24 protein-coding genes are annotated in these 26,686 nt (G+C 66.0%); 18 read left to right on the top strand and 6 right to left on the bottom strand.

Annotated features, from left to right (window positions below; translation table 11 throughout):
* Positions 1-122 precede the first annotated feature (122 nt).
* The 6 genes from ACODTW_RS17310 to ACODTW_RS17335 are packed head-to-tail and all read right to left on the bottom strand — an operon-like array spanning position 123 to position 4,680.
* Positions 123-521 carry a hypothetical protein gene (locus tag ACODTW_RS17310; RefSeq protein ID WP_488947306.1) on the bottom strand — a complete coding sequence of 133 codons (399 nt, stop codon included), beginning with the start codon at positions 519-521 and terminating at the stop codon, positions 123-125.
* Between the two features lie 36 nt (positions 522-557).
* Positions 558-1,796 (bottom strand): aminotransferase class I/II-fold pyridoxal phosphate-dependent enzyme, encoded by a 1,239-nt coding sequence (locus ACODTW_RS17315; RefSeq protein WP_488947307.1) that lies wholly within the window; start codon positions 1,794-1,796, stop codon positions 558-560.
* Entirely contained in the window at positions 1,774-2,163 is a 390-nt protein-coding gene (locus ACODTW_RS17320) for a DMT family transporter (protein ID WP_488947308.1), read from the bottom strand. The genes ACODTW_RS17315 and ACODTW_RS17320 overlap by 23 nt, the downstream gene beginning before the upstream one ends.
* Positions 2,160-2,519 carry an EamA family transporter gene (locus ACODTW_RS17325; protein WP_488947309.1) on the bottom strand — a complete coding sequence of 120 codons (360 nt, stop codon included), beginning with the start codon at positions 2,517-2,519 and terminating at the stop codon, positions 2,160-2,162. Before ACODTW_RS17325 ends, ACODTW_RS17320 begins: the two co-directional genes overlap by 4 nt.
* An 8-nt stretch (positions 2,520-2,527) precedes the next feature.
* A complete protein-coding gene (locus tag ACODTW_RS17330; protein WP_488947310.1) occupies positions 2,528-3,325 on the bottom strand; it encodes a MipA/OmpV family protein in 798 nt (265 codons plus the stop codon).
* An 11-nt stretch (positions 3,326-3,336) separates the two neighbouring features.
* Positions 3,337-4,680, bottom strand: a complete 1,344-nt coding sequence (locus ACODTW_RS17335; RefSeq protein WP_488947311.1) for an aspartate aminotransferase family protein — start codon at positions 4,678-4,680, stop codon at positions 3,337-3,339.
* 299 nt (positions 4,681-4,979) lie between these two features.
* On the opposite strand from ACODTW_RS17335, the gene ACODTW_RS17340 reads away from it, so the two are divergent.
* The 18 genes from ACODTW_RS17340 (at position 4,980) to ACODTW_RS17425 (ending at position 26,685) form a co-directional block, all read left to right on the top strand.
* Positions 4,980-5,669 (top strand): HAD-IB family phosphatase, encoded by a 690-nt coding sequence (locus tag ACODTW_RS17340; RefSeq protein ID WP_488947312.1) that lies wholly within the window; start codon positions 4,980-4,982, stop codon positions 5,667-5,669.
* A 12-nt stretch (positions 5,670-5,681) separates the two neighbouring features.
* A complete protein-coding gene (locus ACODTW_RS17345) occupies positions 5,682-6,632 on the top strand; it encodes a hypothetical protein (protein WP_488947313.1) in 951 nt (316 codons plus the stop codon).
* Entirely contained in the window at positions 6,629-7,501 is an 873-nt protein-coding gene (locus ACODTW_RS17350) for an alpha/beta hydrolase (RefSeq protein ID WP_488947314.1), read from the top strand. Before ACODTW_RS17345 ends, ACODTW_RS17350 begins: the two co-directional genes overlap by 4 nt.
* On the top strand, positions 7,491-8,645 hold the full coding sequence (locus ACODTW_RS17355; RefSeq protein WP_488947315.1) for a GNAT family N-acetyltransferase: 1,155 nt from the start codon (positions 7,491-7,493) through the stop codon (positions 8,643-8,645). The genes ACODTW_RS17350 and ACODTW_RS17355 overlap by 11 nt, the downstream gene beginning before the upstream one ends.
* On the top strand, positions 8,642-10,405 hold the full coding sequence (locus ACODTW_RS17360; protein ID WP_488947316.1) for a sensor histidine kinase: 1,764 nt from the start codon (positions 8,642-8,644) through the stop codon (positions 10,403-10,405). The genes ACODTW_RS17355 and ACODTW_RS17360 overlap by 4 nt, the downstream gene beginning before the upstream one ends.
* Positions 10,386-11,759, top strand: a complete 1,374-nt coding sequence (locus tag ACODTW_RS17365) for a sigma-54-dependent transcriptional regulator (protein ID WP_488947317.1) — start codon at positions 10,386-10,388, stop codon at positions 11,757-11,759. Before ACODTW_RS17360 ends, ACODTW_RS17365 begins: the two co-directional genes overlap by 20 nt.
* Before the next feature lie 235 nt (positions 11,760-11,994).
* A complete protein-coding gene (locus ACODTW_RS17370; protein WP_488947318.1) occupies positions 11,995-12,501 on the top strand; it encodes an RNA polymerase sigma factor in 507 nt (168 codons plus the stop codon).
* A complete protein-coding gene (locus tag ACODTW_RS17375; protein WP_488947319.1) occupies positions 12,498-13,541 on the top strand; it encodes a FecR family protein in 1,044 nt (347 codons plus the stop codon). Before ACODTW_RS17370 ends, ACODTW_RS17375 begins: the two co-directional genes overlap by 4 nt.
* Before the next feature lie 96 nt (positions 13,542-13,637).
* Entirely contained in the window at positions 13,638-16,040 is a 2,403-nt protein-coding gene (locus ACODTW_RS17380; protein WP_488947320.1) for a TonB-dependent receptor, read from the top strand.
* Positions 16,041-16,042: 2 nt separating this feature from the next.
* Positions 16,043-17,299, top strand: coding sequence for a ComEC/Rec2 family competence protein (locus tag ACODTW_RS17385; protein ID WP_488947321.1), 1,257 nt, complete (start codon positions 16,043-16,045; stop codon positions 17,297-17,299).
* 340 nt (positions 17,300-17,639) lie between these two features.
* Entirely contained in the window at positions 17,640-17,999 is a 360-nt protein-coding gene (locus ACODTW_RS17390) for a hypothetical protein (protein ID WP_488947322.1), read from the top strand.
* Between the two features lie 109 nt (positions 18,000-18,108).
* Positions 18,109-20,169, top strand: a complete 2,061-nt coding sequence (locus tag ACODTW_RS17395; protein ID WP_488947323.1) for a TonB-dependent receptor — start codon at positions 18,109-18,111, stop codon at positions 20,167-20,169.
* 14 nt (positions 20,170-20,183) lie between these two features.
* Complete coding sequence (locus ACODTW_RS17400) at positions 20,184-21,599, top strand: PepSY-associated TM helix domain-containing protein (RefSeq protein ID WP_488947324.1); 1,416 nt, start codon at positions 20,184-20,186, stop codon at positions 21,597-21,599.
* Positions 21,600-21,679: 80 nt separating this feature from the next.
* Positions 21,680-22,063: a DUF2946 family protein gene (locus ACODTW_RS17405; RefSeq protein WP_488947325.1), complete on the top strand. Its 384-nt coding sequence runs from the start codon at positions 21,680-21,682 to the stop codon at positions 22,061-22,063.
* A 53-nt stretch (positions 22,064-22,116) separates the two neighbouring features.
* On the top strand, positions 22,117-22,656 hold the full coding sequence (locus ACODTW_RS17410; protein ID WP_488947326.1) for a DUF2244 domain-containing protein: 540 nt from the start codon (positions 22,117-22,119) through the stop codon (positions 22,654-22,656).
* 16 nt (positions 22,657-22,672) lie between these two features.
* Entirely contained in the window at positions 22,673-24,676 is a 2,004-nt protein-coding gene (locus ACODTW_RS17415; protein WP_488947327.1) for a TonB-dependent receptor domain-containing protein, read from the top strand.
* 15 nt (positions 24,677-24,691) lie between these two features.
* The gene (locus ACODTW_RS17420; protein WP_488947328.1) at positions 24,692-25,576 is read left to right on the top strand and encodes an MbnP family copper-binding protein; all 885 of its coding nucleotides are present in this window, start codon (positions 24,692-24,694) and stop codon (positions 25,574-25,576) included.
* Complete coding sequence (locus tag ACODTW_RS17425; protein ID WP_488947329.1) at positions 25,573-26,685, top strand: MbnH family di-heme enzyme; 1,113 nt, start codon at positions 25,573-25,575, stop codon at positions 26,683-26,685. The genes ACODTW_RS17420 and ACODTW_RS17425 overlap by 4 nt, the downstream gene beginning before the upstream one ends.
* Position 26,686: the final 1 nt, after the last annotated feature.

A 26,686-nucleotide genomic window follows, 5' to 3' on the forward strand; every position in this document is an offset into this window, starting at 1 on the left:
AGCCGGAGAGCGCGATGACAACGCCGCTCCTACACCACGCACGGGGACGTGATCGGTTGCTGGCCTTTTTGATGTCTGCGGCGCGGAAGCGGCAACCAACGTGGAAGCACAGTGGAAGCGCGCTACGCGCTGACGGTCAACCCTACGCCAAGTGCTGTGAGCACGGCAGCAATTTCTACATCAGAAGAATCTGCTTCCTGCATTGTCGTCACTAAACCTCGGGGATTGGCCTGCCACAGCCCTTCAAAGACGGAAGGGTGGGCCGCGTAATAGCGGCGAAGGATCTTCGCCGCTTGCTGATAGGAAGCGACTGCTGTCAACAAATCCTCACTACTTCCGTCAGATTTTTGAATGTCACCGAGGACTGGCAGAGATCGCGCCAGATCGTGGAGGACGGCGTCCGGGTTTCTGTCCGCGAGCTTGGTGTAAAGATCGACGGCCTTCTGGGTTGCCTGCAAGGCCTTCTGGTGCTGCCCGAGGGCGGAGAGATTGCCCCCCAAGTTATTGAGGTCATGACTCACGAACTTTTGCCGCCGACAATCCCGGCGCGGTTCAGTTCAGTCCGTCTCTCCCCGCCCGACCAATACGGCCATGATCCGGTCCACATCTCCGTGCCGCAGCCAGGGGGAATTGCCGACCAGCAGGCTGGTGGCGGCAAACCGGCGCGCGCGGGGGCTGGGGCTGTAGGGAACGATGCCGGCCAGATAGGGATAGTCGGCCAAGGTGTGGGTGAACAGGCACGAAACACCCAGGCCCGCCCCCCACAGGGCCGACAGCACCCGATCACGTTCCGTCCTGTCGGGGAGCTGAAGCAGCAATGACGGCCACACACCCTGCGCGCCCGGCGCATCGTCCAGAACGGTGACGCCCTTGATCCCGGCCAATTGATCGCGAAGCATTACGGCGCGGTCACGGCTGGCATCCAGGAAGGCAGACAGCCGGGTCAGACTGTGTTGTCCGACGCCTTGGCGCCAGCGCCCGACGCTATGCAGCGGGATGTCCAACCCGAAATGGTCCCCCGCCGCCGCGATGGCTTCACCCCGGCGCAGGTCACGGCGCAGTGGCCTGCCATAGACCAGCGGCAGCAGGCGCGGCCGATAGCACAGCGCATAGGCCGCCAGTTCCAGGCAGCGGCGCAGCTCCATGAACGGGGCTGGCCGCAGGATGTCGGTCGCGGTGCGGGCCAGGGCCTGGCGCAGGGCAGGATCGCGGGCATGCAGCAGGCCGCCTTCATAAAGGGTCAGGCCCTTGCCCACGGCCAAGCTGTAAAAGCCGATATCGCCGCGGGTGCCCACGGGTTGCCCGTCCTGCATCGCACCAAAGGCCTGGGCCGCATCCTCGATGACGAAGGCGCCATGGCGTCCGGCCAGGGCACAAACCGGGTCCACCGGCACCACCCGGCCCGCCAGATGCGTGGGCAGCACGGCCAGGGTCTGCGGCCCGACCAGCCGTTCCAGGTGCCCCACGTCCATGGCAATGCCACTTGGTGCCAGATCACAGGTGACCAGCCGCAATCCGCAATGGGCCACCGCAATGGCCACCAGCGGACAGGTATAGGCCGGCACCACCACATCCCGTCGGGCGCTGTCGCGCGCCAGGGTTTTCAGGGCCAGCACCAGGGCCGCCGTACCCGAACAGGTCAGCAGCAGTTCATCCACGCCCAGGAAACGCGCGGCCGCTACGGCAAAGCCGCCCTTGGCCGCGCCGAATCCGGCCAGCAGGTCCTGCCAGCCGACCGGCAGGCCCGCCGTGGGCGGCAATTCGTGCCAGGTGTCATGGTTCAGGTGTGGCGGCATGACCCTCGTCCAGGGCAAGACACAGGATACCGGCCAGAATGGCGAGCGCCCCCAGCATCTGGGGCCAGCTGATCGTCTCCCCGAACAGCAGAACGGCGAAGGGCATGACGGCCACCACTTCCAGATGCGAGGCGGCGAAGGCCGGGCCGATGGGTGCGTGCTTCAGCAGCGACATCCAGGTGAAGAAGGCCCCCAGATATCCGGCCACAGCCATATAGGCACCGGGATGGGCCAGAAGGCGCAGCAGCCAGCCCAGATCGGCTGCGACGGGCAATGCCGCTTCCGCCGCCAGCTTGAAGCCAAGCTGTGCCAGCACGTCGAAGGCCAGCAGGAAGGCAAAGCCGACAATGATCCAGCGCCGCATCATGCCCCCCCGCCCAGGCCGACGCAGGCCACGCCGATGGCGATCATGGTGATGCCGGCCACCCGCAGGCGGCTCAGCCGTTCGTTGAACAACAGCCGGCCCGCGACCATGACGATGATGATGTTGATGGACCCCAGCAACACCCCCTGCGACAGGGGAACGGTCGACAGGAAGGCCGTCCAGGCCAGGAATTCACCGGCGTAGCAGGCGATGCCCATCCAGAGCCAGGGCTGGCGGGCCATGGCGCGCCAGCGGTCCAGCCCGTCACCGGGGACACCGGCCGCCTGCTTGAAGGCAAGCTGCCCGCCGGTATCCAGCGCCATGTTCAGAAGCCAGAGGATGATCGCCAGGTTCGACATGGCACCCGTCAGAAATCGTAGACAAAGAAAAGACCGCCCGTGAACTGATCGGCTGACCCGCCCTGGCGAACCAGGGGGGAACGGCCGGCATCCGACAGCAGGCGGCCCCAATTGGCAAAACCCCGCAACGACCAGCGGCCCGCCAGATGCAGGGAACCGTCCAGATTGACGCCGGCCATCAGCGCCCCGCCCCCCGGATGGAAGGCAGGCAGGCCGCTTGCCGCCGCCTGTTCGGCATCCAGGCCGAAATAGACCTGCTGGTAGCCGCCATTGGCCAGTTGCAGATAGGGGCCGAATGAGATGCCCTGGCGGTCGGCCGGATCGCCGAAAGGGATGCTGATATCAGCGTCGATCTCCAGCATCAGCCGCCTTTTGCCGGGCACCGCATCGCGCAAGCCCTGGATATCCAGCGAAAACGGCCCGATGTTGTAGCTGGCGAAGGCGCCCAGCGTCACCGCCTCCTCCACCCCGTGCAGGGACTGCAGCGTCTCCGGCATGTCATGCGTGCCCCGCCCCGCCCGGTAACCGGCGGCCAGGCCTGCTTCCAGCCCTTCCTTCTTCAACAGGGACAGGCGGACACCGTCCTGGCTGTCGAAGCTGATATAATCGCCGATATGACCGTCGATATAGGGATAGGGCTGCAGGTGGCCACCGGTGCCGCCGGGATATTGCGGGGAAATGACCAGACCCGGCCCTGCCGACAGGGCTATGTCCGGCATGACCAGGAGGTCGGCCAGGGCTCCCGCCCGTGCCGCCAGGGTCGTGCCACCCAGCAGCACGGTCAGAAGAGCCAGACGCTTCAACATGCCGGACCCGTTCAGCTGACCAGCATTTCGGCCAGGGTTTCCCGGGCAGCCGCCAGGGTGCGGTCCACGTCATCCACCGAATGGGCGAAGGACACGAACAGGTTTTCGTAAGCACCCGGATGGAACATCACGCCGCGGTTCAACATCCCCTCCCACCACAGGCGGAAGGCGTCGTGGTCGGCATGGCGGGCGGCGTCGCGGTAATGACGGATCGGCTCCCGCGAGAACCACACCTGGAAGACTGGTCCCAGACCGACGACATGCGCCGGCACGCGCAAGTCACGGATGACCCGCGTCAATCCTTCGCGCAGCCGATCGGAGACGGCGTAGAGATGTTCATACATCCCCGGCCGGGCCAGTTCATCCAGCGCCGCATTGGCGGCGGCAACCGCGATGCCATTGGCGTTGTAGGTGCCCGCCATGGAGACGCGGCCCTGTTCGACCAGGGCCATGATGTCGGCCCGGCCGCCCATGCAGGCGACGGGGAAGCCGCCGCCCAACCCCTTGGCAAAGACCGACAGGTCCGGCGTGATGCCGTAATGGGCCTGTGCCCCGCCCAGCGCGATGCGGAAACCAGTGATGACTTCATCAAAGATCAGCAGCACGCCGTGACGCTCGCTGAGCGTCCGCATGGCGTCCAGATAGCCGTTCTCCGGCAGGATGCAGCCCGTGTTGCACATGATGGGCTCGGTGATGATGGCGGCGATATTGTCGCCTTCGCGCTGCAACGTCTCGCGCAGGGCATGCACATCATTCCAGGGCAGGATAATCAGGCTGTCGGAAATGCCGGACGGCAGGCCAGGACCCTGCGGCACGGGCCGCGGGGTGCGGTCAGGGCCGGCACTTTCGGGATTGGGATGTTTGCTCCAGTACACCCCGTCGGAGAAGCCGTGATACATGCCCTCGAACCGGATGATCTTGGCTTTTCCGGTATAGGCGCGGGCCAGACGGATGGCGTAGAGCACGGCTTCCGTGCCGGTATTGCACAGGCGGACGCGTTCCATGCTGGGGATGGCGCGGTTGATCTTCTCTGCCAGCACCGTTTCGTCGGCCGCCGGCAGGGCGAAGACGGTGCCGCGCCGTTCGATCTGATCCACCACGGCCTGGGTGACGGCGGGCGGACGATGGCCCAGCAGCATGGGGCCCAGGCCCAGCAGGTAATCAATATATTCATTGCCGTCGACATCGGTCACGCGGGAGCCGGTACCATGATCGATGAAAAGCGGGTGCGGGTCCCACCCGGCCCAGGTTGCGCGTGCCGTGCTGTTGACACCGCCGGGAATGATGTTGCGGGCCTTGGCGAACAGGGCGGCGCTGCGGCGGTAACGGTCGGGCTGCCAGTAGCTTTGGGTCATGCTGCGACACCTGCGAAAGAAAAGATGGGGGCCGGTTCGTGACCGGGCCCGTGCAGCGACAGTGCATCGGCTGTGCCAGCGTGTAAGCCGTGGCGGACTTCCCACATTTCCGGGCCTTTCACAGGTGGCGAGGCGGGAAACGCCCCTTCGCATCCGGGGGGAAGCTACAAATTTTGTAGCCCGCATTTTGTAGCTTTGGGGAGACATCGGACCGGGCGGGCGCGGAAATCCGCCATTGGCAGCCATGGCATGCGCCTTGCGGAAGTGAGCATGACGTGAATGCCAGGACGGATGGCCCCATGCGCCCGCTTCCCCATCTTTATATCGATTTCGACGGCACCATTTCCGCCGCCGACACGACCGATGTGATCCTTGACCGTTTCGCCCTGCCCGAATGGCACGCGGTGGAAGAGGCCTGGGAACGCGGGGAAATCGGGTCGCGCGAATGCATGGCCCGGCAGGTGTCGCTGCTGCGCGTCACGCCCCAGACCCTGGCCGACATGGTGGCAGACATCGCGGTCGATCCGGGCTTCATCGGCTTTGTCGATCTGTGCCGGCAATGGAGCCTGCCCTTCACCATCCTGTCGGACGGGCTGGACGTGGTGGCGCGCGGTGTGATGCGCCGGCTGGGCGTGCGGGCCCCCGTCATGTCCAACCGCATGGAACCGGTGGGCGAAGACCAATGGCGCCTGACCTTCCCCTATGCCAATGCGGGATGCGCCACCGCTGCCGGCAATTGCAAATGTGCCTGCCTGGAAGCCGGGCAGCGCAAGGGCGGCGGGCTGACGGTCCTGATCGGTGACGGACGGTCGGATTTCTGTGGGGCGGGATCGGCTGATCAGGTCTTTGCCAAGGGCAAGCTGGCCGCGCATTGCCGCGAAAATGCCATTCCGCATGTGCCATTCACAGGATTTGCCGATCTGACCCCGCTGTTCCGGGACTGGCTGGCCGGAGCCATCGGCCCGGTCGCGGCGGCGGCGGCGGAATAAGGGATGTCTGGCATGGTGCCGTGCCTGGTGCTGGACCTGGACGGATCGCTGACGCAGCAGCCGGCCCTGTCGCGCCGGGTGCGCGATGGCGACGCTGTGCTGGTGACCGCCCGCGACCTGGGGCAGCGCCTGCGCATCGTGGCCGGAAGCCGGAATCTGCGATCATTGCGGGTGCGGATTGATGATGCTTTCAGACCGACACCGGGGGCGGCACCGCTGATCTTCTACGGATCGGGCGATTATCACCACCTGGCCGCCTTCTTCCTGCAACAGGTGACGGAGCCGGTCAGCGTCCTGCATTTCGACAATCACCCGGACTGGACGGGATTTCCCGCCACCTGGAATTGCGGGGCCTGGGTGAACCGGGCGTTGGAGAACAAGGCGGTGCAGCGCATCGTCACCATCGGCCCGGCCAGCGATGATTTCGTGCGCCCGCAATGGCAGTTCGCCAATCTGGCGGCCGTGCGGTCCGGACGGCTGGAAGTGCATCCCTGGCACGCCGATCCCAGCCGCGTCTGGGGGCGGCCGGTGAACGGCCCGGGCTGCGAGACGCGCAACGGCGCCATCCACTGGCGCAATCTGGAACAGGCAGACTGGCAGGAATTCTGCGACGATCTAGACCGGCGGCTGCCGCCGGGCGGGCTTTGGGTGTCGCTGGACAAGGATGTGCTGACCCAAGCGGAGGCCATCACCAACTGGGATCAGGGGGGGATGAAGCTGGACGCCGTGCTGGGCCTGATCCAGCAACTGGCCCGGACACGGCGCCTGCTGGGTATGGATGTCTGCGGCGACTATTCCCCGCCACTGTTCAGTGACCCGTTCCGCTGGTTCCTGTCGGCCACCGACCGGCCGGCCGTGCCGGTGAATGACCCCGCCCGCACGCGCACCATCAATGACACGACCAACCGGCGCATCCTGGCGATGGCCGATGACATGGCGCGGGAAAGGACCTGGCCGACATGACGATCGATCGCAGCATCCATATGACCGGTAGCGGCATCAATGGCAGGCGCGTGGGCCTGCTGCTGATCCACGGGCTGGGCGGCACGCCGGTGGAGATGAAGCCGCTGGCCCGCAAGGCGCGGGATGCCGGGGCGGATGTCTTCTGCTGTCATCTGGCCGGCCATTGCGGCACGGCAGAGGAACTGGCCGCCACATCCTGGCAATCCTGGTACGCCAGCGTGGAGGAGGGGCTGACGCGACTGGAACAGGATTGCGACCGCATCATCGTGGGCGGCCTGTCCATGGGCGCGCTGCTGGCGGCGCGGTTGGGGGCGATGCAGCCGGATCGGGTGAAGGGCGTGATCATGCTGGCCCCCACCCTGCGCTATGATGGCTGGTCCATCCCCTGGTACGGGTTTCTGCTGCGCATCCTGATCCACACACCCATCGGGCCGCGCCTGTCGTTTGTGGAAAGACCGCCCTATGGCATCAAGGATGAACGTATCCGCGCGGCCGTCGTGCGCGCCATGCACAGTGGCGACAGTGCCGCCGGCGGGCTTCTGTCCACGCCATCGGGTGCCATCCGGGAGATGTGGCGCCTGACGGCCGATGTGAAGCCCCGCATGGGGCAGGTGCGTCAGCCGACACTGCTGGTCCATGCCCGGGATGATGATTTCGCCAATCTGTCCAACAGCTTCCACCTGCTGCGGCATCTGGGCGGGCTGGCAGAGGCAATGGTGCTGGATGACAGCTATCATCTGGTCACCGTCGATCGGCAACGTGATCTGGTGGCCGCCCGCGTCAACAGCTTCCTGGCCGGTTTCGCCGCCGACGCCTATTCCAAGCCCGCGCAGGCACCGTTGCCGGCAAAGGTGGCCAATGGCGGATGACATTGGACTGCGCGCCCTGGTCCTGCCCTGCATCGATCGTCTGCCACAAGCCGAATGGGATGCCTGCTTTCCCGGAGAGGCCGAAGGCTGGGCCTATCTGAAGGCCTGCGGTACCCCCGTCGCAGCCGTCATGGACGCAGACGGGTTGATGATGGCCGCCCCCCTGTTCGACATGGAATACCGGCTGGATACGCCGTTCCAGACGGGGCGGGCCGCCGGGCTGGCGCGCGCACTGTCCCGCTGGCTGCCTGGGCTGATGGTCTGGCGGCTGCTGGGGGTGGGATCGGCATTGACAGAGCGCTGCCCCGTCGCCCTGCGCCATGGCCTGTCGGCGGAACAGCGGCTGTGGGCCACCATGGCTTTCCTGTCGCTGCTGGAACGCGAAGCCACCCGCCGCAAGGCGCGGCTGCTGGCCTTCAAGGACGTGGCGGGGCCGGAGGCGGCGTGGCTGTCCCCCCTGCTGGCGGAAGGCGGGTTCACCGCAATCAACAGCCTGCCGGTGGCCGCCCTGGACCTGGATGGCGTGACGGGGGAAGCGGCCTATCTGGCCCGGCTGTCAGCCGGCACCCGCAAGGACATCCGGCGGAAGCTGAAGGCGTCGGGCCCCGTGGTGCGGATCGAACATCGCGCAGCGGCCGCTGACCTGCTGCCGCAGATCGAGGCGCTGTATGACAGCACCCGCACCCATTCCACCCTGCATTATGGAGAGTTCGAGGAACTGCCGCCCGGTTATTTCCGCGATGTGCCGGCGGCGCTCGGTGACCGGGCGCGGTTCGTCCTATACTGGATCGGTGACCGGCTGGCGGCGTTCAATCTGCTGCTGCTGGGCGATGACCGGGTGATCGACAAGTTTCTGGGCATGGAATATCCGCTGGCGCGCGACCATAATCTCTATGCCATCAGTTGGATGGAGAATGTGCGTTTTGCGCTGCAAACCGGACGCCGCCTGCTACAATCCGGACAGACCGCCTACGCGTCCAAGCTTCGGTTCGGCAGCATGCTTGTTCCTTCCTCCATCCATGTCCGCTGCCGCATCCGGCCGTTGAATGGCCTGCCGCGGCGGCTGGCGCCGTGGCTGGCCTTCGATCGCTGGGACCCGGAGTTGCGGGCCCGCCTGACTCCCGACGCGGAGGAAACGGCATGAAGCTGGCGTTGGGGGATTTCAGCCGATCGCTGCTGCCCGACATGCGCCTGCGCCGGCGCCTGGCCATCGCATTTGTGGCGGTGGGCGCCCTGCCTGTCCTGATCGCCTGCTACATCGCGGCCGACATCATCTCCAACGCGTTCGCCGACAATATGGAACGCTGGCTGGTGCAGGCGGCCACCTTCTTTGCCGAACGATCCATCGATGACGAGATGGAGGCGCGGCAGGCCGCCGGCATCGTAGCCGCCAATCTGGGCATGGCCAGCAGCAGCCTGGACCGGGGCCTGATCGACCTGTCAGCCCATCTGCTGACCTCCGTCGGTTATGACGCCGTCGTCGTCTATGACAATGACGGGCATGTGCTGTTTGCCAACCGGCCCGTGGGCGATGGCGCCTGGCTGCCGCGTGGGGAGCAGAGCGGATTCTTCCCCTTCAAGGACGAGGACGGGCGGCCGCGCCTGCTGATGGGGGCATCGCAGCGGTTCGAACGGGATGGCAAGCGCTATTACGCCTTCGTCGGTGACCGCTGGGACGGGACCATGATCAACATGGCCGACAGCATCCCCGGCCTGGTGATCGAGGTCTATGCTGTCGCCGATGGTCAGGCGGTACAATTGGGCACCGGCGAGCCGCTGCCGCCGGGGGTGCTGGACACCCTGTCGGGCGGTGCGCGCAGCTTTGCCGCGGCGCAGCCCGACGATGAACATCTGGCTGCCGGCTTCGCCTCCCTGCGCGATCTGGACGGACGGCTGGTGGGGGTCGTCTCCTGCCGTGTGGCGAACCAGTTGTCACTTCTGGCACATGTACGCCCGCTGCCCCTGTTCCTGGCCATGGCCAGCGTGGCGGCCGTAGTCGCCCTGCTGGTGGCGCTATCCCTGTCCAAGCTGATTTCCCAGCCCATGGTACGCCTGACCCGCGCCTTGCGTCGCGTGCGGGAGGGGGATTTCCAGGCCCGCGTGCCCGTCCAAGGCGGCGGCGAGCTGACGGAACTGGCCGCCGGCTTCAACGCCATGGCCTCGCAACTGGAAGTGATGCGGGAGCGTGAGGCGCAGGTCCGGCGGCGTGAGCAACTGGCCACCCTGGGAGAGGCGGCGGCCGTGCTGGCGCATGAAATCCGCAACCCGCTGGGCATCATCAAGACGTCCAGCCAGGTCCTGCGCATGAAGTCCAACCTGCCCCCGGAGGGGGAAAAACTGGTGGGGTTTGTCCTGGATGAAGTGGGGCGCATCGACCATCTGGTGCAGGATCTGCTGGATTTTGCCCGCCCCCGCACCCTGCAACGACGGCCGGTGGATGTGGCGGCGGAACTGGCGAATACCCTGGCCTTCGCCGCCCCTGACCTGGAACAGCGGGGTATCAAGGTGGTCAGCCCTGGCCCCCCCGGCCCCTTCATCATCCAGGCCGATGCCGAGCAGTTGCATCAGGTGTTCCTGAACATCATCCTGAATGCCATGGACGCCATGCCCGATGGCGGCACCTTGACTACTCAGGTGGAACGCGAAGGCAACAAGGTTTCGGTCCATATCGCGGATACCGGTCGGGGTGTGGATCCGGAAATCCATGATCGCCTGTTCGACCCGTTCGTGACGACAAAGCCGCGCGGCACCGGACTGGGGCTTGCGCGCGTGCGCCATATTGTGGAACAGCATGGCGGCAGCGTGATCTTCGACAGCGTGGCCGACAAAGGCACCTGCTTCACCCTGATTTTGCCATCGGCGCCACCGGACGAAGGAGGGGCGGTTGATCCTGATCGTCGATGATGAGGCGCGCCTGGGCGAAGTGACGGCGGCCGGGCTGCAGGCCCGCGGCCTTGACGCGCATGCCGTGGACAGCGTCGCCGCCGCTCTGTCCTTCCTCGACGAAAACCGGGTACGGCTTGTCCTGACAGATCTGCGCATGCCGGGGGCTACGGGCCGGGATTTGCTGAACCGCCTGCAGGCGGCGCGCCCCGAACTGCCCGTCATCATCATGACCGCCTATGCCTCGGTGCGTGACGCGGTCGCCCTGATCCGCGAAGGCGCCTTTGACTATATCGCCAAGCCGTTCGAGATGGATGACGTGGTTGCCACCATCTCCCGCGCCCTGAAACTGCGGGATGCGGAAGACGACAATCGCCGTCTGCGCCAGGAACTGCGCGACAAGTTCGATTTCGGCAGCCTGATCGGCGCCAGCCCCCCGTTCCAGCAGGTATTGAAACAGGTTACCGATGTCTGCGACAGCCGGGCCACCGTATTGCTGCATGGCGAAAGCGGAACCGGAAAGGAACTGATCGCGCGGGCCATCCACGACAACAGTCAGCGCCGCGACAAGCCCTTCATTGCCGTCAACTGTGCCGCCATCCCGGAGAACCTGATGGAAAGCGAGCTGTTCGGGCATGTGAAGGGGGCGTTCACGGGGGCCGTGGCGGCGCGTGACGGACGGTTCGCCCTGGCCCATGGCGGCACGCTGTTCCTGGACGAGATCGGGGATATGCCGCTGGCCTTGCAGGCCAAGGTGCTGCGCGCCATTCAGGAGCAGACGTTCGAGATGGTGGGAGGCACCCGGTCCATCAAGGTCGATGTCCGCTTCATCGCCGCCAGCCATCGCGACCTGCGCCGGGAAACCGAAAAGGGCAATTTCCGTGAGGATCTGTTCTATCGGCTGAATGTCTTCCCCATCACTGTCCCCGCCCTGCGGGATCGGACGGGCGACATTCCGGCCCTGGCAACCCATTTCCTGTCCCGTTACGCCCGTTCCATGGGCAAGCGTCTGACGGGTCTTTCAAAGCCGGCATTGACCGCAATGGAGGCCTATCGCTGGCCAGGCAATATCCGGGAATTGCAGAATTGCATTGAACGGGCGGTCATCGTGGCTCAGGGGCCGGTGGTGGAGGTCGGGGATCTGCCGCCCTATCTGTTTGAAAACCGGCCGCAACTGGCTCAACCCGGGTTGCAGTCCCTGCCCGCCGACCTGGATCAGGAACTGGAACGGGTGGAGCGGGAGATTTTGACCCGGGCCTTGCGCGAATGCGGCGGCATCCAGGCCCGCGCCGCTGACCGTCTGGGCATCACCGAACGAAGCCTGTGGCATCGGGTGAAGAAACTGGGGATTCGCATCACGCGCAACGCCGTGTGATCGGACGAGGCGGCATAGGCACGGCTGGCGCCTGAACGCACGCCCCGCCCAAGAGAACCGGGGCCGGCCCCAGGCAATCTTCTGCATCAGACCTCAGAATGATTATGTGCACCAAGCATATATTTCTGTTGGCGATGATGAGGATCAATGTGCCGGCAACGTTCCTGATCAGGGAATATCCCCTTCACGGTGGCCGGCGGCGCAGAGGATCATGGCGAAACCCCAGCAAGCGGAGATGGCTGACCAGGCCCTGGTCGCCAGCCTGTCGGAGGAATTCCGGCCGGCGTTGCGCCGCTATTTCCTGCGCCGGCGCCTGTCGGTGCATGAGGTGGAGGATGCCACGCAGGAGGTATTCGTGCGGCTGTCGCGCCGGCGCGGTCTGGCCGTTATGGAGAATGTCGCAGGATACCTGTTCGAAACGGCGGCGTCGGTTGCCGTCGATCAACAGCGGCGGGCCAATGTCCGGCTGAGCAATGCCCACGACACCTATGACGATCAGCATCACGCCGTGCCCGACCTGGCACCCGATCAGGTGGCGCAGGGACGTCAGGAATTGCGGCTGGTGCTGGCCGGGCTGCTGGAATTACCGGAGCGCACGCGCAATATCTTCGTGCTGGCCAGGCTGGAGCATATGCGCCACGCGGAGATCGCGCGGCGGCTGGGTATCTCAGTCAGTGCTGTCGAGAAACATGTGCTGAAGGCGCTGGCCCATCTGGCGGCTCGCGCCGGGCGGTCATTATGAGAAACGATTACCGTCAGCCGTCAGCCCCCGCCGACGCCACCACCAGCGCCGCCGCGGGCTGGGCGCTGGAGGCCGAACAGGGCCTGACCCCGGCGCGGGCCCGGCAGCTTGATGACTGGCTGGCGGCGGACCCCGCCCATGCCGCAGCCTTGGCCGCGGCACAGGATGCGCTGGCGATCCTGGCCGCCCATGCGGCGGATGCGGAAATCATGGCCCTGCGCCGGGCCGCCCTGGCCGCCCGGCCGGAACCGCTGGCCCGGTACCGTCCGCCGCTGGCTGCCGTGGCGGCGGTGCTGTTGCTGGCCCTTCCCGTAGGCGGCTGGCTGCTGTCGCAGCAGAGCGGGCAGCCGGCGCAGCCGGTTGCCGAGGCGACGGCCACCCTGGCAGAGACCGGCCGCTATGCCACCGCCGTGGGCGAGCGGTCGACCATCACCCTGCCTGACGGATCGGTGATGGTGCTGAACACTGCCAGCCAGGCCGAGGTCGCCTATAGCGAGACCACGCGCACGGTGCGGCTGTTGCGCGGGCAGGCTCTGTTCACGGTGGCGCATGGCCGCACGGCCCCGTTCCGGGTGGAGGCGGGCGACCGGACCATCACGGCCGTTGGCACCATCTTCGATGTCCGCATGGACGCTGCCCGTGTGCAGGTGTCGATGCTGGAAGGTACGGTGCGGGTCGAAGCACGGTTGCCGCCCGGCGTCGTACCGCAGGTCGAGACCCTTTCGGCGGGCGAGGTGCTGGTCGCGGCACCGCGCGAGCCGGTGCGGGTGAGGACGGACGATGTGGGCACGTTGACCAGTTGGCGCGAGGGGCTGATCACCTTCAAGGATACTCCCTTGTCCGAGGCGGTGGTTGAGATCAACCGCTATGCCAGCCGGCCGATCCTGCTGGCCGATGGTGCCACGGGCCGCCACCGGCTGAGCGGCACCTTCCGCGTCGGCGATCCCCAGCGCTTCGCCCGCCTGATGACGGAACTGTTCCCGTTGGAGATGGAGCGGACAAAGGAAGGAAACCCAATATTGAAACCCAAAGCACTGTAATAAAAATAACAAAAAAATTCTGCTGAGGGAGTGATCCGGGCCGACGTTCCTGACAATGACATGACCGGGAATGGTCGATAGTTCAAAGGATCTGCAATGAGCCCCGATTTTCGTCGCTCCCTTCGCCGCCATATCCTGGCGGGTATTTCCGCCATGGCGTTTCTGGCCGGTGGGCCGGCAATGGCGCAGGACCGGCAGATGCCGCCCATCACCATTCCGGCCCAGGAGCTTGACCTGGCGCTGACCCAGTTGGGCCGCGACAGTGGCCGGGAAATCCTCTATCCGGCCGATCTGGTGCGCGGGCGCCAGACCCAGGGCGTCAATGCCGCCACCAGCCTGGAACAGGCGCTGACCGCGCTGCTGGCGGGGTCGGGCCTGTCCTGGCGGGTGGATGCAGCGACCGGTGCGATCATCATCCAGCCACAGCCATTGCCGATCCGCGCGCAGACCGATGGTGGGGGACTGGAATTGGGGGAGATTCTGGTGACCGCGCAGCGCCGCGCGGAACGCGGCCAGGATGTGCCCGTGGCCGTGACGGCCTTCGGTAGCGGTGCCGTCGATGCGTTGCGGCTGGAACGGCTGCGCGACATCTCACGCGTGACACCGGGCCTGCTGGTCTCCGCCTTCAACCAGTCGAGCCCGACCATCGCTATCCGGGGCGCCAGCAACACCTTCACCCAGATCGGCGTCAACAAGCCGGTGGCCATCGTCGTTGATGATGTGTTCGTGCCGCGCAACAGCGCCGCCGATTTCGAGCTGTTCGGACTGAATTCCATCCAGGTGCTGCGCGGGCCGCAGGGCACGCTGTTCGGCCGCAACGTGACGGGCGGCGCCATCCTGCTGGATACTGGCCGCCCGGAATATGGCGAGCTGGCGGCCCGGCTGCGCGGCACCATCGGCAATTATCAGGCCCGCGCGGCCGAGGGGCTGCTGGATGTACCGGCGGGTGAGGATGCGGCCTTCCGTCTGGCCGGGGCCCGGCGTCGGCATGATGGCTATGGTCGCGACCGGCTGACGGGCCGGGAACAGGACGACCTGGACAGCGCCAACCTGCGCGCCCAGGCCCGGCTGCGCCTGTCGCCCGACCTGGAATTGCTTCTGGCCGCCGATTACGGCGATGATGGCAATGGCGGGCGCACCCTGTCCTCCATCGCCGCTGGCGACGATGGCAACCGCCGCACCTCGGAACTGGGCGTGGCGCAGCGTTTCGACCGCACGCAGAAGGGCGGCTCGGCTCGGCTCTATTGGGATGTGATGGGTGGACAGGCGACCGCCATCACCGCCTATCGCCATGCGCAGACCGGCGAGCTTTATTCCAATGTAGGCGCAAATTACAGCTTCCTGACGGGCACGCAGAGCCAGTTGGTCAGCGACGATGCCGATGATGTCGGCGCCTTTTCTCAGGAGTTGCGCTTTGCCAGCCCGCTATGGGAGCAAGGTAATTTCCTGGTCGGCGCCTATTACCTGGACGAGGTGGCCAAGCGGCTACTGCGCACCCAGGCCTTTGCGGCCCGCACCGGCGCGCTGGTCACCCACCAGACGGCCGACCAGCGCGTCGACAGTCGCAGCCTGGCCGTCTTCGCCGACGGCACGCTGAACCTGCCGGCCGATCTCTCGGTGACGGCGGGCGTGCGCTATACCCATGACCGCAAGCAGGCATCGCTGGCGCGCAGCGACCTGCTGCGACCCGCCAATAATTTCGCGGCGGAAGGTCTGACGGCGACGTGGGGCGAGGTGACGCCGCGCGCCATCCTGCGCTGGTCACCCACCCGCGATTTCCTGGCCTATGCCAGCTATTCGCGCGGCTATACGGCCGGCGGCTTCAATACCGACGCCGCCACGCTGTCGGCGCTGACCCGCCCGTTCGATCCGGAAAAGGTGGAGAATGTCGAGGCGGGCGTGAAAAGCGACTGGGTGGACGGGCGGCTGCGCCTGAATGCCAGCGCCTTTCGCATGGATTACACCGACAAGCAGGAACTGTTCTTCAACAATCTGACCCGCATCCTGACCATCACCAACGCCGCCGAGGCCACGTCCAAGGGCGTGGAACTGGAAGCGCGCGTGATCCCCGTCGAAGGACTGACGCTGGCTGGCAGCTATGGGCTGCTGGACACCCGCTATGATGATTTCATCATTCCCGGCGGGGCCGTCTATACCGGCAATCCGCTCAGTTCCTCCCCCCGTCACAAGATATCCCTGTCGGCCATGGTCGATGCACCCTTGGGCGATTGGGGGGCGCTGTCGGGTACGGCGGTCTATTCCCGCACCTCGGGCTATTTCACCGGCGCGTCTGCCGATCCCAATTTGCGGGTACGGGCCTATGATCTGGTCAACCTGTCCGTCGGGCTGTCGCCCGCCGACGGGCCCTGGCGGATCACGGCCTTCGTGCGCAACCTGCTGGACAAGGATTACCTGCTGACCCCGTCGACCCAGACGGTGCTGGCCGAATATCTGGGGGAACCGCGCACATTCGGCGTCAGCCTGACCTGGGATTTCTGATCATGCCATTCCTGACGCGCCGCGCGATCCTGGCCGGGCTGGCGGCGGTCGCTGCCGCCCCGGTTCCGGTCCTGTCCAACACCGCCGGGGTCGACCGGGTGGGGGAGCCGCTGTCGCCCTGGCGGCCGGGCCTGCTGGACATCCACCATATCGCCACGGGGCGCGGGGATGCCACGCTGGTCATCGGCCCCGATGGGACCAGCCTGCTGATCGATGCCGGGGCCAGCGCCAAGCCTGATCCCGCCATGCTGCCGGCCCGGCCGGGACCGCAGCGGCGGGCGGGCGAATGGATCGCCCGCTATGCCGCCCGACGTCTGGCCGATACGGGGCACAAGGGGCTGGATATGCTGCTGGTGACGCATCTGCATCCAGACCATATTGGCGGGGTGGGAGACGAGACGCCCCAGGCGCCCGGCCGCCCCTATCGGCTGACGGGCGTTGCGGAGGTGGCGTCGCTGCTGCCCGTGGCCCGGATCATCGATCCCGACTATCCCGATTACGGCTATCCGCCGTTCGAGGATAAGGACGCGTCGGAGAATTACGTAGCCTTCATCCGCGACCATGCGGCGCGCGGCGGCCATGTCGAGCGGTTTCAGGCGGGCAGCGGCCAGCAGATCTGCCCCTGCCATGGCGGCGACCCCGCCCTGTTCGCCGTGCGCAATCTGGCCGCCAAGGGAATCGTCTGGACCGGTGAGGGCGAGGCCGTGCGTGCCGTTTTCCCCCCGCGCGACCAGTTGGCCCACGGCGACCATCCCAATGTCAATTCCTGCTCCACCGCGATAAGGCTGTCCAGCGGCCGGTTCCGATACTTCCACGGTGGCGACCTGACGGACTGGGCCGATGGCGGCGGCCGGCCGTGGATGGATGCGCTGTCCCCGGCGTCGGCTGTCGCCGGGCCTGTCGATGTCGCCGTCGCCCCCCATCACGGCATGTTCGATGCCGCCGGCCCCGCCATGGTGCGGACGCTGGCGGCCCGGGTCTGGATCATTTCAGCCTGGCACGCGGCGCATCCCAGCATCTCCACCCTGGAGCAACTGTTCAACGAACGGATCTATCCCGGTCCCCGGGCGATCTATGCAACCGGCCTGTCGCCTGCCGCCGAACAGACCATGGGCCGGCTGGTGCGGCGCATGGCCAGCCGCGACGGTCATGTCGTGGTCCGCGTCGATCCCGGTGGCGGCTATCGCACCATCGTCACCGGCAGCGACGATGAGGCGGACCGGGTGCGGATGATCGTGCCGGGCCGGCCCCGTTCCTGATGATAGCCGTCCGCATTAATCAGAACCTGTGGTCCTGATTAATGCGTATTTCCGTTGACCGGAAACACGCTCTACCTTTCAGTTTCTTGTATGCCACTTCTCGCCGCTGGGGGTAGCCGGCGCGCAGGCGACCGGGGCTATGCTGGGTGCCCTTCTATGCCCTGGGCAGGGTGGGTCTGGAATGGCCGCGGGGTCTGCTGTCCGACCGCCGACAGCGCAGCCATCACAGGCTTGCAGCATAAGGCAGCAAATGCCGCAGCGGTCAAATATTGACCCGGCGAACCGTTGCCGTCACAAGGGGCGAATGGAAACGCGCGTACTCAGGACCGGACTGTTCAGCATGCGGCACTTGGCCGGCATGGTGCTGTTCTGCGCCCTGCTGCTGCGCGGCATGATCCCCGGCGGCTTTATGCCGAACTTCGATGCGGCGGACGGGCAGGGGTTCCTGGTCATCTGTTCCAGTATCGGGGAGCGGGTGGTGCCGGTGGACGACGAGAATACGGCCCCGGCGGACACGCATCAGGATGGGCTGTGCGCCTTCGCCATGCTGGGCACCTGGTCGCCGCTGCTGCTGTTTGTGTTGCTGCTCGTCGCCTTGCCACCGCGCCGGTTGCGGCAGGGCATCCCCCTGTCGCTGACGGGTGGCCCGCAATGGCTTTGCCGCCCACCAGCGGCGCGCGGCCCGCCTGTGGCGGCCTGACCACCCTTAGCAAGGGGCCCTTGCCCCGCTGATCAGTGCCGCCTCGGCACGCCGCTGCCGGTTTCCCGTTGAAAGGGATGCCGGAGCCTTGTGAATTCATGGTTTCATCATGTCTATCCAATTCCGCAGCCGCCTGCTGGCCGGTGCTGCTTCGCTTTGCCTTTCCCTGCCTGTCTGGGCCGAACCCGCCAAGGACCTGACGGACGAGGTCATCGTCACCGGCACCAAGATCAGCGGTGATTTCGGTGAAAAGTCGGGAATCCCGCTGGCCAAGGTGCCGCAGTCGGTGCAGGTCCTGACGGCCGAGGAACTGACCGATGCCGGTGTGCGCAGTGTGGGCGACGCGCTGCGCGCCGTCCCGTCGGCCAGCGTCGGCAACAGCCGCGTGGCCCGCTATCAGAGCTTCAGCCTGCGTGTGCGAGGCTTTGCGGCCGATCAGATGCGCAACGGCATCCGCCAGCGCTATTACGAGGATGTGGACCCCTCGGCCCTGTCGAATGTGGAGCGGATCGAGGTGCTGAAGGGCCCGTCCGCCGTGCTTTATGGTCATTCCGCCATCGGCGGCATCATCAGCATGGTGACCAAGCGACCGCAGGAAAATCTCGCCGGCAGCGTGTCCGTCCTGCTGGGCAGCGATGATCAGAAACTGGCCAGTTTCGACATTACCGGTGCGCTGACCGACACCCTGTCCGCCCGCCTGACGGGGGAGATCGAACGGTCCGGCACCTTCGTGGATTTCCAGGACATGGACCGCGAGAATATCGGGCTGTCGTTGGCCTGGAAGCCGGCGGAGTTTGTATCGGCCCATCTGGTGGCCGAGTATATCGAGCGTCGGACACTGAATAATCCCGGCCTGCCGGTCATCGGTACCATCCAGTCCAATGGCGTGCAGCCGCTGGCCCGCAGCCTGTTCCTGGGTGAACCGGATGTCGGGTATCTGGATGCGGATGCCCCCCTGGTTCAGGCCTGGGCAGAGGTGGATCTGGGGGGCGGCTGGACCGTCACACCACGCCTGCAATATCAGGAATTCAATTCCAGCTTCCTGCAGACCCGCGTCCGCCCCATGCTGGCCGACAATGTCACCCTGACCCGCAATGGCCGCACCGGTGCCGAGGATGATGAATATTACATCGCCCAGTTGGACCTGTCGGGGACCGTCGCGACGGGTGCCGTGACCCATAAGATTTTGGGCGGGTACGAGTTCGGGGCCGAACGCAGCGACTTCCTGCAATATAACCTGACCAATGTCGGGAATATCAACGTCCTGCGCCCCGACTACACCTTTGACAGCGTGCAACCGGCCCGCACCTTCGCCTTTGCCAGTGTCGGCGATGCCGATACACATGCTGTCTATTTCCAGGACCTGATCGGTCTCACCGACCGGCTCGATATGGTGCTGGGTGCGCGGCAGAGCTGGATTGACTACACCTCTGTCTACAACGGTGCCGTCGATAAATCCTCCATTGACGGTTTTACCTGGCAGGTGGGCGCCACCTACCGGCTGACAGACGCCTGGTCGGTCTATGGCGGGTATAATACCGGCTTTGATCTGGAAAATGTGCTGGGCAGCCGGTCGGCGGACGGCACACCATTCGATCCGGAAAAATCGAACCAGAAGGAATTGGGCATCCGCTATGCCGGCGACGGCGTACGGTTCAGCGCCGCGCTGTTCGATATCCGCCGCACCAATTACCTGACCACCGATCCGAACAATCCCGATTTTCAGATCAGCAATGGCGAAGCCCGCGTGCGCGGGCTGGAGATCGAGGGCGAGGTGTCGGTGGTCGATGGCTGGACCCTGCAGGCCGGTGCCGCCTTCATGGACCCAGAGGTGGTCCGCAGCAATGATGGTGACGAAGGCCGCCTGGCCGACACGCCGCGTTTCCAGGCCACGCTGAACAGCCGGATCGCCCTGCCGGTGGAGGGTTTGGAGCTGCGCCTGGGCGGTACGCATGTTGGCAGCCGGTCGCTGGTCAATGCGGGGCCCAAGGTGCTGGAGGCCTATACCCTGGTCGATGCCGGCCTGGGCTACAGCATTGGGGCCTGGAACTTTGACCTGACGGCCAGCAACCTGCTGGACAAGCGCTACTTCACTGGCACCGGTACGGCGCTGGCCGTCTATCCGGGCGACCCACGTCAGGTGGCGCTGCGCGGTACGGTGCGGTTCTAAGGGGGGCAGGGGCCATGAGCAATCCTGATATGGATATTGTGGCGCAAGCCACTGAACAGGGGCAGCGGCGGGCAGCGCTCTATCGTTCCGTCTGGCGCTGGCATTTCTATGCCGGGCTGTTCGTGGCCCCCATCCTGCTGATGCTGGCGGTGACCGGTGCCCTCTATCTCTTTGACCGGGAGATTGAGGGCATCGTCTATGCCGATCTGATGGAGGTGACGCCGCAGGCGGCGATGCAGTCGGCATCGGCGCAGGAAGCGGCGGTGCTGGCCACGGTGCCCGGTGGGCGGATCACCCGCTATATCCCCGGTCGCGACCCGGCCAAGGCGCATGAATGGACGGTCAGGATGCCGGACGGGCCGGCCCGCACCTTCTTCGTCGATCCCTATGATCTGACCATCAAGGGCAGCATCCGCACGGACCGCCGTCTGATGACGGTGATTGGCGATCTGCATGGGGAGTTGATGGTCGGCACGGTCGGCGACTGGCTGGTGGAACTGGCCGCCTGCTGGACCTTTGTCCTGCTGGTGACGGGCCTGTTCCTGTGGTGGCCGCGACGGGCGACGCTGCGCGGCACGCTGGTGCCACGTCTGACGGCCAGGGGGCGGCTTTGGTGGCGCGACCTGCATGCGGTCCCGGCCTTTCTGAATGTGGTTCTGGTGGCCTTCCTGATCCTGTCGGGACTGCCCTGGGCCGGGTTCTGGGGTGGGCAGTTGGCCAGTCTGGGTACCCTGTCGGCGGCCACGGCGCCGACGCCCAATTTCGGGGCGGAACCACCGCGCAAGGGATCGGTCGATCCCCACGCCGGCCATGGCGGCGCGCAGGAGGATCACGCCGGCCCGCCGCACGATCCCAACAATCGCGACATCCCCTGGGCCGTCCGCAATGCGCTGCCCCCGGCCGGTAGCGGGGACGGGCCGGTGGGCATCGATCAGGTCATGGCCATGCTGGCCGAGCGTGGCGTGACCGGGCCGAAATTGCGCCTGTTCTATCCGCAGGGGCCGGAGGGGCTTTACATGGCCTCCATGATCCCGGATCGGGCCCAGGAACAGCGTACACTCTATATCGACCCCAGCACTGGTCAGGTGCTGGATGATATCGGCTGGGACCGGTACAGCCCGTTGGGCAAGGTCGTCGAATGGAACACCATGACCCATATGGGCCGGCAGTTCGGGCTGTTGAACCAACTGATCGGGCTGACTTCCTGCCTGCTTATCGTGATGACGGTCGTCACGGGTGTGGTCATGTGGTGGAAGCGCCGCCCGGTCGGTAGCGGTGTCGGCGCCCCGAAACATCTGGCGGGCCGGCGCATCCCCTGGGGCTTCTGGCCCGCCATTGTCGGCCTGTCCATCCTGTTCCCCATGGTCGGGGCCAGCCTGCTGATGGTTTTGGCGTTCGATGCCGGCTGGCGAAAGCTGCGTTCGGCTTGACCTGCCGCAAGGCGACCACAACGAACCGGCTTTATGAGAGAGGCATGATCGGCAGCGGGCGACAGCAAGGGATGGGGGCGGTGAGCGGGGCCATGGCGTGGCTGCTGCTGCTGGCGCTTGCCCTGCGCGCCTTGCTGGCCCCCGGCATCATGCCGGATTTCGCGGCCAATGCCGGATCGCTGATCACCATCTGCACCCCGCAGGGCGAACGCACCGTGTCACTCGACGGTGGGCAAGGCGACCATGCCGCGCATGCCGAGGCACCGTGCCTGTTCGCGGCAACCGGGTTCGCCAATCTGGGCGCGGTGACGGGGCCCACCCTATCGGTGCCCGTTATCTGGGTGCCGTTCACACCGATATCGCTGACCGGCAAAGATCCGGCCCCGTTCCGCCTCGACGGTGCCCATGCGCGGGGACCGCCACCCAGGTTCGCTCTGTCGCCGCATCGGGGTTCTGCTGCCTGATCCCAAGGGGGATGGGCGGGGAACCGCTTCATCTTCCGACAGTGGGATACATCATGACCCCTGGAATGTCGCTGCCGTTTGCCACCGCCACAGAGGCGGAGGCGGAACGGCCCCTGTTCGATGCCATCATCACGCCGCCAGCCTCCCTGGGGGAGCGCGGCTTTTCCACCTTCCTGGTGGTCACCCTGGCCATTGTCTGTCTGATCGACCTGGCTTTCATGGCTGCTGGCCTGTGGTGGGCGATCCTGTTCCTGACCGGCAATTTTGTCTTCCTGCTGGCCGCCTTCATTTCCGTCCGCCGGGCGCGGGAGCGGTCGGAGCGGGTGGTGGTGGAGAGCGGGCAATTGCGCCTGGAACGCCAATGGAAGGGCGGGCCGGGCTGTGCCGATACGCTGCCTTTGTTCGGGCTGCGGCTGGTGCGGGTGCGCGATGGCGCCGGCCATTGCCGCCGCCTGGAACTGCACAGCCGGTCAAAGCGCCTGTGCTTTGCTGCCGACCTGACGCCTGACGAACGTGAGGCCTTTGCCGAAGCGCTGGGCCGCAGCCTGCATCGCGCCGGCTATGCCATCGCCATGCCCGTTCAGGCCCATTGAACAAGAAAGACCGATAATGAAAATGCGAATTTCCGGCCGAGCCCTGCTGCTGGCCGGCCTGTCCCTGATGGCGCTGGACCTTCCCGCCCAGGCGCAGGACATGCTGGACGAGATTATCGTCACCGCCACCCGCACCCCCGTGCCCCTTCTGGATGTGCCGGCATCGGCCAGCGTCGTGACGGCGGCACAGTTCCAGGATGCGCAGGCGAATGATCTCGCCACCGTACTGCGTCGGGTGCCGGGCCTGAATTTCGGCGGCGGCCCGCGCCCGGCGGGGCAAATCCCCGCCATCCGGGGCCAGAGTGGGGCGCGCATCATCCTGTCCGTGGACGGGGCGCGGCGAAACTATGCCGGCGGTGTCTACAGCCCGCTGGCCCTGGATCCTGACATGATCCAGCGGGTGGAACTGGTGCGCGGGGCCGCGTCGGCTGCCTATGGCAGCGGTGGCATGGGCGGTGTGCTGGCCTTCAAGACACTGGACCCGGAAGACGTGCTGAAGGACGGGGCGACCACAGGTGGCCGCATCCGCGTCGGCTATCGCGATGGCAATGACAGCCTGTCGGGGAACCTGACGGCGGGCGCCAAGGTGGACGGGGCCGGCATCATCGCCAGTGGCACCTACCGCAATTATAACGATATCGAAACGGGTGACGGTGGCAGCCTGCTGAACGATGGGCGGCTTTATGCCGGCCTGTTGAAGGGCACCTATGATTTCGGCCAGGACAGCCGGATCGAACTGTCCTACAAGCGCCAGGACGATCATCTGCTGGGTCCGAACAATCCTTCTGGAAACAATGCCTTCCAGCTTCGCCAGCTTCTGAAGCGCGATCAGGAGGAGGCGGTTGCCAATCTGGTGCTGCGCCGGGATGACTGGCTGGATGCCACCGCCACCGCCTATTACAACGACCTGCATATCGATACCGAAAGCCGGGCGGCGACACCCGTATCCCCCACGGCCATCCGGGTGGAGACGCGGGGCGGCAGCCTGCAGAACAGCAACCGTTTCGATACCGGATCATTGCTGTCGCATCGCCTGACCTATGGCATTGACGGGTATGAGGACCGGTACAGGGACCGTACGGGTGGTGCGCCCAATGCCGTCAATCCCGACGGCAAGGCCGGCACCATTGCCGGCTTCGTTCAGGATGAACTGCGCATTGCCGAGCAATGGACCCTGACAGGGGCGCTACGTTATGACAGCTATACCCTGTCGCCCAAGGGCCAGACCAAGACCGACAAAGACCGGCTGACCCCGAAAGTCAGCCTGCAATGGCGGATCAATCCTGCTGTCAGCCTGTATGGCGCCTACGGCAAGGGCTATCGCCTGCCCGGCTTCGGGGAGGCGTTCAGCAACCTGTCCACCCGTCAGGCCCTGTTCAATTTCCGGCCCAACCCGAGCCTGCGCCCGGAATCCAGCCAGGATTACGAACTGGGCGGCAGCCTGAACCTGACCGATCTGGCCTTTGACGGCGACGTGCTGCGCGTCAAGGCCAGTTGGTTCACGGAGGATGTGAAGGACCTGATCGACCGGCGTACCGTCGGCACCTATGTCCGCCAAGCCCCCTTTGTCGGCACCGGCCTGATCTTTCAGAGCCAGAATGTGTCGCGGGCGGAACGCGAAGGGGCGGAGGTGGAGATCACCTATGGCATCGGGCCGCTGGATGCCGGGCTGGCCCTGTCGCGCCTGCGGGCCAAGGACAAGGCGACGGGGGCCGGCCTGTTCGCGCCGCCGGACAAGGCCGTGCTGACGCTGGCCTATGATCTGGGCCAGGGTTGGCGCGCCATCAGTGCCACCCAGTTCGTGGACAAGCAGCAGCGCGACGCCACAGTCCTGCGCCGCCGCGACGGCTATGTCGTGCAGGATATGGGGATCAGTTGGGATCAGGGCTGGCTGCGCCTGGACCTGGGCGTCAGCAACCTGTTGGACAAGGCTTACGTCACCTACCAACAGGCGCAGGCCGACACCTTCACTTATGAGGAGGGCCGCAGCGTGAATGCCACCGCGACCCTGCGTTTCTGAGAGAGGGCATGAGCCATGCTGACCACGATGAAGGGGCGGCGGATCGCCCCCGTGTTGCTTGCTTTGGTGCTGGCCGGCTGCGCCGCACCGCCGCCCAAGGGTGACCGGCCCGTTGCCCTGCGCTTTGCCATGGATGCCGCGTGCGGGCGGGACATTGTCGGCCTGGCCCCTGTGCCCGTGCGGCTGCGCGACGCGCGGCTGTTCGTGTCGGAGGTGGCGTTGATCGACAAGGCGGGGCGGTCGGTGCCGGTGACGCTGGGCCAGAATGCCTGGCAGTATCAGGGCACAGCCCTGCTGGATTTCGAGGATGCGACGGAAGGCTGTACCGGCACGCCGGAGCGTAACGACCGCATCACCGGCACGGCCCCCGCTGGCGATTACAAGGGTATCGCCTTCACCATCGGTATGCCGCCGCCCCTGAACCACGGCCCCTATGAGCAGGCCCCGGCCCCATTCGACCTGACGGCGATGGGCTGGAGCTGGCAGGCGGGGCGCAAATTCATCAAGATCGAACTGCTGCCCCAGGGTGGGGTCCAGCGGCCCAATGGCGCGCCGACCGGCGCCTGGAACCTGCATCTGGGGTCCAGCGGTTGTGCCGGCGACCCGGTCAAGGGGGAGGCGGTGGCCTGCACCGCATCCAACCGCATTCCCGTGCGGCTGGACCGGTTCGATCCGGCGCGCGGCGTGATCGAGATCGACCTGAAGGCGCTGTTCGCGGGCACCGACCTGACGCGCGATGGCGGTGGGGCTGTGGGCTGCATGAGTGGTCCCGCCGATCCCGACTGCACCGCCATCTTCCAGACCATGGGCCTGCGCCTGAAGCCCACGGCGGAAGGGGCCGGCGATGGCGGGCAGCCCTTGCCGGACGGGCAGCGCTTCGTCAAGGCGGTGCGGCCATGAGGCGGCTGCTGGCGGTCCTGCTGCTGTTGGTGGCATTGCCGGTGTCGGCGGCGGAACCGGCCTGGGTCTGGGACCTGCCGGCCGATGTGCCGCCGCCCGTGGTGCCGGACGACAACGCGATGAGCGAGGCCCGGTTCCAGCTGGGCCGCCGCCTGTTCTACGACGTGCGTCTGTCGGGTGGCGGCAACCTCTCCTGTGCCAGCTGTCACCGTCAGGACAAGGCCTTCACCGATGGCCGGGTGCTAGGGCTGGGCACAACGGGGGAGGCGACGGCCCGCAATCCGCAGGGGCTGGCCAACGTCGCTTGGGCGCCGACCCTGACCTGGGCCAATCCGGCCCTGGTCACCCTGGAACGGCAGATGGAGGTGCCGCTGTTCGGCGAGCATCCGGTGGAGATGGGCGTCAATGATGCCAACCGGGGGCAAATCCTGCAAAGGATCACGGCCGATCCCGTCTATCAGGCGGAGTTCGCCGGAGCCTATCCGGGGGAGCCGGTGAGTTTCGCCACGATCATCAAGGCCATCGCCAGCTTCGAGCGCGCCATCACCTCCTTCAATTCTCGCTATGACCAGTATCTGCGCGGGGAGGCGGCGTTCAATGCGGCCGAGGAACGGGGGCTGACCCTGTTCTTCGGAGAGAAGGCGGAATGTTTCCATTGCCATGGCAGCTTCAATTTCAACGACCAGGTCCGGCATGTGAGAAGCCGTGTCGTCGATCTGCCCTTCCACAATACCGGGCAGTTCAACATTGACGGCAAGGGCGCCTATCCGCTGGGCAATGAGGGCCTGTTTGAACATACGGGCAAACAGGCCGACCGGGGCGCCTTCCGGGCCCCCAGCCTGCGCAATGTCGAGGTCACCGGCCCCTACATGCATGATGGCGGCGTGGCCAGCCTGGAACAGGTGCTGGACAATTACGCCGCCGGGGGGCGAGTCACGGCCGCCGGCCCCGATGCCGGGGATGGGCGGCTGAACCCGCACAAAAGCGACCTGATCGCCGCCATCGACCTGTCGCCCGCTGAACGCGCCGACATCATCGCCTTTTTGAAAACCCTGACCGACCGGGAATTGCTGACCAATCCCCGTTTCGCCGACCCGTTTGCACGGTGAC

Source organism: Niveispirillum sp. FG148, from assembly GCF_057809655.1.